This is a genomic window from Streptomyces chisholmiae, assembly GCF_031845445.1.
GTDB lineage: Bacteria > Actinomycetota > Actinomycetes > Streptomycetales > Streptomycetaceae > Streptomyces > Streptomyces chisholmiae.
Map to the genome: position 1 here is coordinate 320,567 of NZ_JAVREO010000008.1, position 12,126 is coordinate 332,692.

Annotated in this window: 5 protein-coding genes; all 5 read left to right on the forward strand. The window is 77.2% G+C overall.

Annotation, left to right across the window (positions count from 1 at the left end):
* The first annotated feature begins 79 nt into the window (after window positions 1-79).
* The 5 genes from RM844_RS16125 to RM844_RS16145 all read left to right on the forward strand — a co-directional run bounded on the left by RM844_RS16125 (window position 80) and on the right by RM844_RS16145 (window position 11,841).
* Window positions 80-3,001: a serine/threonine-protein kinase gene (locus tag RM844_RS16125; RefSeq protein WP_311667882.1), complete on the forward strand. Its 2,922-nt coding sequence runs from the start codon at window positions 80-82 to the stop codon at window positions 2,999-3,001.
* A gap of 182 nt (window positions 3,002-3,183) precedes the next feature.
* Window positions 3,184-6,285, forward strand: a complete 3,102-nt coding sequence (locus RM844_RS16130) for a protein kinase family protein (protein WP_311667883.1) — start codon at window positions 3,184-3,186, stop codon at window positions 6,283-6,285.
* A 219-nt stretch (window positions 6,286-6,504) separates the two neighbouring features.
* Complete coding sequence (locus RM844_RS16135) at window positions 6,505-8,286, forward strand: serine/threonine-protein kinase (protein WP_394814517.1); 1,782 nt, start codon at window positions 6,505-6,507, stop codon at window positions 8,284-8,286.
* Between the two features lie 97 nt (window positions 8,287-8,383).
* Window positions 8,384-9,958, forward strand: coding sequence for a succinic semialdehyde dehydrogenase (locus RM844_RS16140; RefSeq protein ID WP_311667884.1), 1,575 nt, complete (start codon window positions 8,384-8,386; stop codon window positions 9,956-9,958).
* Entirely contained in the window at window positions 9,955-11,841 is a 1,887-nt protein-coding gene (locus RM844_RS16145; protein ID WP_311667885.1) for a GMC family oxidoreductase, read from the forward strand. Before RM844_RS16140 ends, RM844_RS16145 begins: the two co-directional genes overlap by 4 nt.
* The last annotated feature ends 285 nt before the right edge of the window (window positions 11,842-12,126 follow it).

Below are 12,126 nucleotides of genomic sequence, written 5' to 3' on the forward strand. Positions count from 1 at the left end.
TCCGCGGCCGGGTCGCCCGGCGCCCCGGATGTCATACGCATGGGTGACAATGGGCCGGGAAGCCGGAGGGGACGCACGCATGGGCCAGGACAGCGGGGCAAACGAGTCGGGGCTGCGCCGGCAGCCGGACGAGGTCGAGGACGGCGGCGGGGCCGCCGCCGACGCCGAGGCCGGCGGGGGCACGCCCGACGCCGGTGCCGGCGGTGCCGGTGCGGGGGGCGTCGGCGCGTCAGCCGGGGCCGACGGCGGGGAGGTTGCCGGGCGAGCCGCCGCCGGCGCCGCCGGCGCCGACGGAGCCGAAGCAGCGGGCGCCGCGGGCGCTGATGCGCCGGCGGGCGGCGCGTCGGCTGGCGGCGGGTCGGCGGACGCGGACGGCGTGCGGGCCGGCGCGGGCGGCGCGGCGCGCGCCGCGGGCGGGGGTGCCAAGAAGGCGTCGACCGCGCGGAAGGCGCCGGCGGCCAAGAAGGCGACCACGGCCAAGAAGGCGACCACGGCCAAGAAGACGGCTGCGGGGAAGACGGCGGCTGCGAAGAAGACGGCTGCGGGGAAGACAGCTGCGGGGAAGACGGCGGGCAAGAAGGCGCCGGCGGCCGGGAAGACGGCCACGGCGCGGAAGACGACGACGGCGGGGACGGCGGCGGCGGAGCCGGCCGAGGGCGGCGCCGCGCGCGCCGGCCTGGCCGGAGCTGACACGGCCGGCCCGGCGGGTGCGGCGGCCGGGAGGCCCGCCGAGGCGGGTGCCGTGCCGACGGCGGCCGGCCCGGCGGGGAAGGGCGTCCGGCCGGCCGACGCCGGGTCGGCCGAGGGGGCACGGCCGGCCGAGGCCCCGGAGCCGGAGCGCGGCGCGGACGCCGCGGCACCGGCGAAGGCCGAGGAGCCGGCCGGCGGCGCGGCCGCCCGGGCCGCCGCCGGCCCGGCGCCCGCGGCGGACGCGGGCGCCCTGGCGATGGGCGGGGCCGGCCACGGCGACGCCCCCGGCGCCGGAGGCGCGGAGGACCGCCCCACGACCCGGGTGCAGCCGATGCGCCGCGGCTCGTCCCGGCTGCTCAAGGGCCGGTACCGGCTGGGCTCCGTGGTGGGGCGCGGTGGCATGGGCACGGTCTGGGAGGCCACCGACGAGGTGCTCGGCCGCACCGTCGCGGTCAAGGAGCTGCGCCTCTCGGCCGGGGTCGAGGAGGCCGAGCGGAAGCGCATGATCACCCGCACCCTGCGGGAGGCCAAGGCGATCGCGACGATCCGCAGCCGGGGCGTCGTCACCATCTACGACGTGGTGGACGAGGGCGCCAGACCGTGGATCGTGATGGAGCTGATCGAGGGGCGTTCGCTCGCCGACATCATCCGGCAGGAGGGGCCGATGTCCCCCTGGCGGGCCGCCGAGATCGGCCTGGCCGTGCTGGACGTGCTGCGCGACGCGCACGACGCCGGCATCCTGCACCGCGACGTCAAGCCGTCCAACGTGATCGTGGCGGACGACGAGGGCCGGGTGGTGCTGACGGACTTCGGCATCGCCAAGGTCGAGGGGGACCCGTCCATCACCTCCACCGGCATGCTGGTGGGCGCGCCCTCGTACATCTCGCCCGAGCGGGCCAGGGGCGCGTCGCCGGGGCCGCCGGCCGACATGTGGTCGCTCGGCGGCCTGCTCTACTGCTGTGTCGAGGGCCGGCCGCCCTACGACGAGGGCAGCGCCATAGCCACCCTGGCCGCCGTGATGCACGACCCGGTGCCCGAGCCCACCCAGGCCGGTGAACTGACCGGGCTGATCGTCGAGTTGTTGCAGAAGAAGCCGGAGGACCGGCCGGCGGAGCCGCGGGTGCGGCAGCTGTTGAACGAGGTGCTGGCCGGCGGCGACGGCATCGGCTCGGTCACCGACCACCAGACGCTGATGGTCGGCCGGAGCGCGAAGCCCCAGGTCGGGGCGGAGTCCGCCACGCCGAAGACGGGCAAGGCGCCGAAGCCGGGGCGGACGTCGGAGCAGCCGCGCGACCGGACGCCGGCGCCGCGGAAGTCGGTGGTTCGGCCGCGTCCCGGGGCGAGTGACCCGCGCACGCCGGCGCACCCGGTGCCCGCCGTCCCGCCCGCCAACGCTTCGGGTGCGCCCGATGCCTCCGTTGGTTCCGCGTCCGGTGGGGCCGGCCGTGCGGCCGGCCCGCCGTCGCCCGTCGCGCCGGCCGGTGGCGGTGCGGCGGACGCCGACCGGCGGCGTCTGCTGCTGTCCGTCGGCGCCGTGGTGGTGGCCCTGGTCGTGCTCGGCGTCGCCGTGGTGCTCTGGCTCAACAGCCGGGATGACGGCGACGGCGGTGCGAACACCGGGCAGGAGCAGACCGAGGGCGCGGGCCAGCCGGAGCAGGAGGGCAACGACCCGGTGCCGGAGGGCGACGCGGACGCGGAGGGCGAGGAGACCGACCCCGACGCGGGCGGCGGCGAGTCCGCGGGCGACGGCCAGGAGCAGCAGGAGGAGGAGACGGCGGGCACGCCGGGCGAGGACGACGGCGCCCCGCCAGGCACCACTCCGGAGAACGACCCGGACGCCCGCCCGGACAGCCCCACCGGCTACGCCGAGGTGGTCAACCCGGACTTCCACTTCAGCATCTCGCTGCCCCAGGGCTGGCGGGCGATAGGCACCTCCGGGCAGAACTCGGGGGTCATCTACGCCGCCGATGAGGGCGATTCCATCAAGGCACAGGTGGACTTCACCAACAGCCCGGGCGACGACGCCGAGGCCTCCTGGCGCGAGTTGGAGCCGACCACCCGCCGACTCAGCACGGACTACGAGGGGTTGGGGATCGAGCCCGTCGACTGGAACGACTACCCCACCGTCGCCGACTGGCAGTTCGAAAGGACCGAGGACGGGGAAAGAGTCCGGGTGCTCAACCGTGGCTTCAAGGTCGACGACGACCGGGGCTACGCGATCATGATCACCTGCCCGGTGGAGGAGTGGGAGGGGGCGACGTGCGTGACGCTGCGCGAGACGGCCTTCGCGACGTTCGAGCCACTGGAATGAGTGAACACGGCGGTCCGGCATCGGGTCAGGGTGAACGCGCCTGACCGAACGGGACCGACTCGACGGGTCCACTGAACAGGACTGAGAAGAATCGCCAGTTGACGGACCGTAGCCGGACGGGTCCCCCGCGCCGTATCGTGGGAGCCGTTTCGGTGGGCGGGCACGCGGTGGGGAGGCGCATCGTGGAGAAGTACGCGGGGCGGTTGCTGGCCGATCGCTACCGGCTGCCGCAAGCCCCATCGGACGAGTTCGAGTTCGTCGAGTCCCGGGCGTTCGACACCGCCAGCGGTCAGGAGGTCCTGGTCCGGCAGGTGCCGTTGCCCGAGGTGGTGGACGCCGAGCTGGTGGACGGCGACGCCCGGCGCGGCGGGGCGGCGGCGGCCGGGGCGCGCGGTGGGTTCGCCGACCGGGCGACCAGGACGCCCGACGACCCCCTGGTCCGGCGGGCCCTGGAGGCCGCGGTGGCGGCGGCAGCGCTGCCCGACCACCCGAGGCTCGACCAGGTCTTCGACGTCTTCGTGCAGGGCGACGGGCTGTGGATCGTCAGCGAGGCGGTGCCGGCCAGGCCGCTGGCCGCGCTGCTCGCCGAGGAGGGCATCGGCCCCTACCGGGCCGCCGAGGTGGCGGCCGACCTGCTCGCCGCGCTGCGGATCGTGCACGCGAACGGCTGGACGCACCGCAACGTCACCGCCCGCACGGTGCTGATCTGCGACGACGGGCGGGCCGTACTGACCGGCCTGGCGGCCGGCGCGGCCGAGGAAGTGCTCTGTGGGTACGACCCGTTGCCGGCGCCGGAGATCCCCGACACCTTCGCCGCCCGGCCCCGGTCCCGGGGCCCGGCCGGCGCCCCGCCCGGGCCGGCGGCCGGCAACGGCGGCCTGGCCGGCGGGAGTTCGCCGGCCGGCGGATATGACAGCGGCAACGGCAACGGCAACGGCGGCAACGGCAACGGCGGCGGGGCCGGGCAGGGCAACGGCGGGGCCCGGCCGACCGGCTCGGCCGGCACCCCGCTGGCCGCTGACGGGGCGTCGGCCGCCGGGAGTTGGTTGTCGGCCGGCGCGCCGGCCGAGCCGGTCGGCCCCGGAGCCTGGGACGCGCCCCCCGGCCCGGCGGCCGAGCCGGCCGCCGGCGGGTACCAGGTCTCCGCCGGCTACGGCGCCGCACCGCCGGCCGGCGCCGGCTACTGGGGCTCGGCCGAGCGGCAGTGGCCGCCCGGCGTCGAGCCGGCCGGTGCGCCGCGGCCGGGCGAGGCGCCCGGCGCGGTGCCGTCCGCCGAGGACACACCGGGCGACCTGCCGCCCGGCTTCGCGTCCGGCGCCCCGCAGGGCGAGCTGCCCGACGGGTACCAGCGGTGGGACAGCGGCCCCGGCGCCCCGCCGGCCGCCGGCACGCCCGGGGAGCGGGACGGGCTGCCGTCCAGTTGGGACTTCGAGGGCGGCGCCCGGCAGCCCGGTGGCTTCGGGGGCCCCGAGTCCACCGGCGAGCACCGGCCGCCCGAGACGCCGGCGGAGCGGGCCGCCGCGGAGCGCGCGGCGCGCAGCGGCGCCATCGCCGCCTACCGCGCCGGCGCGCGGGCCGGCGCGGCCCGCAGTGCCCACCACCCCGGGCGCCCCCAGGACGGGGGCGGCGGGGAGGCCGCCGACGGCGGCCGGGGCGCCGGCGCCCCGGAGCCGCCCGGCCCCCGGCTGCCGAGCGAGCCGGTGCGCGCCGGTTGGGAGTTGCCCGGCGCCCCCCGCCCCGGCGGGCCGGAGCCGACCGGCGAGTGGTCGGTGGAGCGGGCCGACGACCGCCCCCGCGCCCGCCCGAGCGAGCGCGCCGGGCAGCTGTCCGCCGTGCCGCCGGCCGGGCCGGCCGCCGACCGGCGCGGGCCTGCCGGCCCCGGCCTACCGGCCCAGCGCCCGGGCGAGGCCCCCGTCCCGACCCCGCAGGTCGTCCCGACGCCGCAGGGCGGGCCGTCGGCGCTGGCCGGCGCCCCGGCGGCCACCGGGGCCGGCGAGGCCGCCGACGACAGGTACCGCGGCCCGGACAGCGCGCTGGCCGCCGAACGCGCCCGGCAGGCGCGGATCATGGTGGTGGGCGCGGTCACCGAGCGCTGGGCGCCCGAGCAGGCCGGGCCGGTCTACGAGCACTGGCGGCTGGCGCCGCCGGTCGGCCCGGCGGTCGACTTCTGGGCGCTCGGCGCGCTGCTCTTCCGCGCGGTGCAGGGCTATCCGGCCTACCCGGAGGACAGCGCCGCCGAGTTGGTGCAGGCGGTCTGCGCCGAGCAGCCGGCGTTCGCCGAGGACTGCGGCGCGCTGCGGCCGATCGTTGAGTCACTGCTGCGGCAGGACCCGACGGAGCGGCCCAGCGCCGAGGCGCTGCGCGGCTGGCTGCGTTCGCTGTTGCGCGGCGCGCCGGAGCCGGACGTCGGTCGCCACCTGGTCACCGCCCCGCCGCCGGCGTTGGAGCCGGGCCGCCCGGCCGACCCCAGGCGGCTGCCGATACTGCGGCGCCGTGGTGAGCTGGTCGGCCCGCGCCGGCGCCCGCGCGAGCGCGGGGAGCACCGGCCGCGTCGGTTGGGCCGGGTGCTGTTGACCCTGGTGCTGCTGGGGCTGGCGGGCGCGGTGGCCTACGTGTTGGCGTTCGCGCCGGGCGAGCGGGGCGCGGGCGGCGCGACCGGCGAGGGCCGCGGCCCGGACGGCGACAGCACGCCGGACGAGGGCGTCGATCCGGCGCCGCCGGGCGCCCCGGGCGGCGGGGAGGACGAGGAGGCGCCGGAGGACGAGGCGTCGGCCGAGCCGACCGAGGGCGCGACCCAGCCGTCGCCGGCGGAGGGCGACAGCGAGCCGGCGCCGCCGCCGGACGGCTTCGTCGTGGTGTCGGACGCGGCCGGCTTCGCGTTGGCGGTGCCGGCGGACTGGCGGCGGGAGACCGCCGAGGCGGGCGGGATCTCCTACGGCGACGGCGAGTTGGAGATCCTGGTGGTCCCCGGTCGGGACAGCGTCGCCGACTTCGGTGACACCCCGATGAACTACCAGCTGACCAGCCAGCCCGAGTTGGCGGCCTTCCGGGAGTACCAGTTCGCCCAGCAGAGCGGGCTGTTGGAGACCCGGGTGGGCGACGTGCAGATGGCCGAGGGGGTCTTCGCCTGGCGCGAGGGCGGGCGCGACCTGGTCGCGTACAACCGGGTGTTGCTCATCGCCGGCGACTACCATGTCGTCCAGGTGCGCGGCCCTTCGGACCTCAGGGACCGGGTCGCCGAGACCTACGACGTCACAGCGGAGAGTTACCAACGCGCCGACTGACGAACCGCCCCCAGCCCCGCTGTCACCGCCCGCCCCCCGCCGACTCGACCAGAAAGCGGGGCCGCCGGCACCGGCTCGACCAGCCGTCCGGCGCGCGGCGGATGTGCCCAGGGGACGCCCTCCCGGTGCCGTGGGCGCCGGGACGGCCCGGCCGGGGGCGACGGGCGGTCCACCGGTCGCGCGCGACCGAAAACTCGGGGGAGTACGGGGATCGGGTAGGTGAACGAAGGAGCGCACGCCGCATCAGGGCGCGGGGCGGGCCAACGGCAGGGCACCTTGCTGGGGGGCCGCTACCTGCTGATCGAGCTGCTGGGCCGGGGCGGGATGGGCACCGTCTGGCGGGCCAGGGACGAGGTGATGGGCCGGGAGGTCGCGGTCAAGGAGCCGCGGCTGCCGAGCGCGGTCGATCCGGCCCGCCAGCGCCGGGCGTTCGCCCGGATGCGGCGGGAGGCGACGGCCGCCGCCCGGATCGACCACCCGGCCGTGATCACCCTGCACGACCTGGTGCTGGAGGACGGGCGGCCCTGGCTGGTGATGGAGCTGGTCCGCGGCGGCTCGCTCGAACAACTGCTGGCGAACGGGCCGTTGGACCGGGCCGAGGCGGCCAGGATCGGTCTCGGCGTGCTGGACGCGTTGGACGCCGCCCACCGGGCGGGGGTGCTGCACCGCGACGTCAAGCCGGCGAACGTGCTGCTGGGGCCGTACGGCCGGGTGGTGCTGACGGACTTCGGGATCGCCCGGGTGGAGGGCGAGCAGGCGCTCACCGACACCGGGGCGTTCATCGGCTCGCCGGAGTTCGTCGCCCCCGAGCTGGCGCTGGGCGAACGGCCGGGCCCCGGGGCCGACCTGTGGTCGCTCGGGGTGCTGTTGTACATGGCGACGGAGGGCGCGTCGCCGTTCCGCCGCGACCAGCTCGCGGCCACCATCCAGGCGGTGATCTCCGCTCCGCCCCGGCCGTTGGCGCGGGGCGAGGACGCGCTGGGTGACCTGGTGCTGCGGCTGCTCAGCAAGCGGCCGGCGGCCCGGCCGGAGCCGGCGGAGATCCGGCGGGTGCTGCAACGGGAGGCCGCCCGTGGCGCCGCCGGCGGCGGGGCCGGTGGCGGCGGCGGTGGCTGGCGGCGGCGGCTCGCCGCCGGGCGCCGCGGCCGCTGGGTGGCCGGTGCCGCGGTCGGCTCGGTGGCGCTGGTGACGGCCCTGCTGGTGGCGCTGTGGCCGGACGGCGGCGGGGCGCTGGCCGAGGGCGGCCGCCCCGGCCTGTCCGACCCCACCACCGACGGGCAGACATCCGTCGTCGATCCGACGGACGACGACAAGGACACCACGGAGGCGGACGAGGCAGGCGACGACGGCGAGGACGGCGGGGAGACCGCCGGCCGGTCGGCCGACCCGGCAGATCCCGACGCCCAGGACGCCGACCCCGAGGACCCGGCGGACGATCCGGACGCCGACCCGGAGGACCCGGCCGGCGCGGGGGGCGAGCGGCCCGGCGACGGCGCCCCGGCCGACCCGGACGCGGGTGACGGGGACGGCGGTTGGGGACCGCGCGACGAGCCGGCGCTGGCGATGACCCTGTCGCTGCCCGACGGCTTCACCCGGGACCCGAACCCGAACACCGACCGGCAGGTCAGCTACCGGTCGCCGGACGGCGCGCACTCCATCGACCTCTGGTACTACCCGGGCTTCGCCTCGCCGCCGCGGACCGAGGCGGAGCACCAGGTCGCCGGCTACCGGGCCGACGCCAACTACGCGAGCGTCTCGGACGAGATCCGCCCGGTGGACTTCCAGGCCGGTGGGGAGGCCGTGGAGTTGACCGTGCTGACCACCAGCGCGAGCGACCCGGGCGCGGCGCCGGTGCTGCGGCGTTCGCTGTTCTTCGGTGGCCCGAGCGCCGGCTCCAACTGGCAGGTGCAGGTGACCACGTTGGGCGCCGAGGGCGCGGGGCGGGCGGCCGGTGACCAGCTCTACGAGACGTTCCTGAGCCAGCTGCGCTTCGCCCTCTGACCCGGGTCGGCCCGGCCGCCCTCGCTGCCAGCGATCACTGGCAAAAACTGATTACCAACGGGTAGGCAGCCGTCGCGCCGCGTCGTACCCTCCGGCTATGACGACAGCGCAGTCAGAGGCGGGCGCCGCGGCCGCCCGGACCGTCACCGACTCCCTGGTCGCGTCCCTCACCCGGGGGGTCGTGGGCAGCGGGAAGACCGCCTGCCACTGCCCGTTCACCGGCGAGCGCCTCGCCGAGCTGCCCGAGGCGACCGAGGACGAGGTCGCCGCCGCCTTCGACCTGGCCCGCGCCGCCCAGCCCGGCTGGGCGGCCAGGCCGGCGCGCGAGCGGGCCGGGATCGCGCTGCGCTTCCACGACCTGCTGCTGCGCCGCCAGACCGAGGTGCTCGACCTGATCCAGCTGGAGACCGGGAAGAGCCGGCTCTCGGCGCACGAGGAGGTGCAGTCGGTGGCCATGGCGGCCCGCTACTACGGCCGCACCGCGCCCGGCCTGCTGCGGCCCCGCCGCCACCTGGGCGCCATCCCGCTGCTGACCCAGGTCCGCGAGGCCCGCCGGCCGCACGGTGTGGTCGGCCAGATCTCGCCCTGGAACTACCCGTTGGAGCTGTCCGCCGGCGACGTGCTGCCGGCGCTGCTCGCCGGCAACGCGGTGGTGCACAAGCCCGACACCGAGACCGCCCTCACGGCGCTGTGGGCCCGCCGGCTGCTGATCGAGTGCGGGCTGCCCGCCGAGGTCTGGACGGTGGTGCTGGGCGCCGGCCCGGTGGTCGGGCCGCTGGTGGTGGAGCACGCCGACTACGTGACGTTCACCGGCTCGACCCGCACCGGCCGCACCGTCGCCCAGCGGGCCGCCGCCCGACTGGTCGGCAGCAGCCTGGAGTTGGGCGGCAAGAACGCCCTGCTGGTGCTCCGGGACGCGGACCTGGACCGGGCCGCCGAGGGTGCCGTGCGGGCCTGCTTCTCGTCCGCCGGGCAGCTGTGTGTCTCGATCGAGCGGCTGCTGGTCGACGCCTCGGTCGCCGACGCCTTCCTGGCCCGCTTCCTGGCCCGGGTCGAGGCCCTGCGGATCGGCCCCGAGCTGGACTACGGGGTGGACGTCGGGTCGCTCAGCTCCGCCGCCCAACTGGCCACCGTCGTCCAGCACGTCGAGGACGCCAGGGCGCGTGGCGCCACCGTGCTCGCCGGCGGCCGGCCGCGCCCCGACCTGGGGCCCTACTTCCACGAGCCGACCGTGCTCACGGACGTCGCCCCGCCGATGCGGGTCTGCGCCGAGGAGACCTTCGGCCCGGTGGTCTCGGTGCGCCGCTTCGCCACCGAGGACGAGGCGGTGACGCTGGCCAACGACACCAGGTTCGGGCTCAACGCCAGCGTCTGGTCCCGGGACGCCCGCCGGGCCCGCCGGATCGCCGCCCGGCTGCGCTGCGGCACGGTCAACATCAACGAGGGCTACGCCGCCGCCTACGGCAGTGTGCGCGCCCCGATGGGTGGCATGGGCGACTCCGGGCTCGGCCGACGGCACGGCGCCGAGGGGCTGTTGAAGTTCACCGAGCCGCAGACCGTGGCCCGCCAGCGGCTGCTGCCGCTGGCCCCCTCGCACGGCCTGGACGACCGCCGGTACACGGCGCTGATCAGCCGCTCGCTGCGGGCCATGAAGTCGCTGGGGCTGCGGTGAGCGCCGGCCGGCGGGCGCCGGCGGGGGAGGGCGGTCTCGACTACGACGTGGCGGTGGTCGGCTCGGGCTTCGGCGGCGCGGTGGCCGCGCTGCGGCTGACCGAGAAGGGCTACCGGGTGGTGGTGCTGGAGGCCGGCCGCCGCTTCGAGCGGTCCGAACTGCCGAGGAACTCCTGGCGGTTGAAGGACTACCTGTGGGCGCCCCGGCTCGGCCTGCACGGGATCCAGCGCATCCACCTGCTCCGGAATGTCATGATCCTGGCAGGTGCGGGGGTCGGTGGCGGCTCGCTCAACTACGCCAACACCCTCTACGTGCCGCCCGACGCCTTCTTCCAGGACCGCCAGTGGCGCGACATCACCGACTGGCGGCACGAGTTGGCGCCCTACTACGCGCAGGCCCAACGGATGCTGGGGGCGCGCGTCAATCCCACCACCACCGCGGCCGACCGGCACCTGAAGGCGGCCGCCGAGCGGATGGGGGTGGGCGACACCTACCACCCGGCCCCGGTCGGCGTGTTCTTCGGCGACGCCGCCGACGCGGACGGCTCGCACCCCGCCGACCCCGGCGACGAGGTGCCCGACCCGTACTTCGGCGGCGCCGGCCCGAGCCGCCGCGCCTGCCTGGAGTGCGGCGAGTGCATGACCGGCTGCCGGCACGGCGCCAAGAACACCCTCAACGAGAACTACCTGTACCTCGCCGAACGCGCCGGCGCCGAGATCCGGCCGCTGACCACCGTCACCGCGGTGGCCGAACTCCCCGCCGGCGCCGGCCACCTGGTCCGCTGGGCCCCCACCGGTGCCGGCCCGCGCGGCCGCCGCCGTGGCGGCACCCTGCGGGTCCGCCAGGTGGTGCTGGCCGCCGGCACCTACGGCACCCAGACGCTGCTGCACCGGATGCGGGACACCGGCACCCTGCCCCGGCTCTCCGACCGGCTCGGCACCCTGACCCGCACCAACTCCGAGGCCCTGGTGGGCGCCCGCACCAACCCACGCCGCTACCGGGCCAGGCACGGCCGGGACGCCACCCTGGACTTCACCCGGGGCGTCGCCATCACCTCCTCCATCCACCCGGACCCGCACACCCACATCGAGCCGGTGCGCTACGGGCGCGGCTCCAACGCGATGGGCTTCCTCTCCATCAAGCAGTTCCGGCAGGGCGGCCGGCTGCCCAGGGCACTCGCCTACGCGGCCACCACCGTGCGGCACCCGTGGCTCTTCCTGGTGTCGATGTCCAACCACCGCTGGTCGGAGCGGACCATCATCGGCCTGGTGATGCAGACCCACGACAACTCGCTGACCACCTACCGCAGAAGCCGCCGCCCGGGCCGCGGGCTGCTCACCGCCCGCCAGGGGCACGGCGAGCCCAACCCGGACTTCATCCCGGCCGGCGCCGAGGCGGCCCGCCAACTCGCCGCCGACATCGGTGGGTTCGCCGGCACCAACGTCGGCGAGCTGATCGGGACCCCGCTCACCGCGCACTTCCTCGGCGGCTGCCCGATCGGCGCCGACCCGGAGCACGGCGTGGTCGATCCCTACCACCGGCTGTACGGGCACCCGGGGATCTCGGTGGTGGACGGCTCCGCCGTCTCCGCCAACCTCGGCGTCAACCCGGCGCTGACCATCACCGCCCAGGCGGAACGCGCCTTCGCGCTCTGGCCCAACAAGGGGGAACAGGACCCGCGCCCCGCCCAGCCGGCCGGCTACCGCCCGCTGGCGCCGGTGCCGCCGGCCCGGCCCGCCGTGCCGGCGGACGCCTTCGGCGCGCTCCGGCTGCCGGTGACCCTGCCGGTGCCCCGGGTGCCACCCCGCCGGGCCGACCCGGCGGCCGACCGCGCGGAGCCGGCCGAGGCCCCCGAGGGCGACGCCACCGACCGGGACCACTGAGCCCGCGGCTCGGCCGGCCGGCGGCGGACGGTCGGCACCGCCCGGAAACGGCGGAGAGGCCCGAACCCTTCGGGGGAAAGGGAACGGGCCCCTCCGGTCATGGGGCACGGCTCGTGAACCGTCGTGCAGGTGTGATGACCAACCACGCCCGGAGAAGGTTGTTCGCCAGCCGGTCACAGAACGGACACGAAATGGCCGGAGAGGTGTAGACGCGGTCGGACGCGAAACGAGTCGGGGGGCCCCGCCCCCCCCCCGCGCGGCCGGGCCGGCGGACAGTGGCCCGGA

What these genes read in the sequence shown, in the direction of transcription:
- RM844_RS16125 (WP_311667882.1), top strand. Translation starts at nt 80, where the DNA reads ATGGGCCAGGACAGCGGGGCAAACGAGTCGGGGCTGCGCCGGCAGCCG.
- RM844_RS16140 (WP_311667884.1), top strand. Translation starts at nt 8,384, where the DNA reads ATGACGACAGCGCAGTCAGAGGCGGGCGCCGCGGCCGCCCGGACCGTC.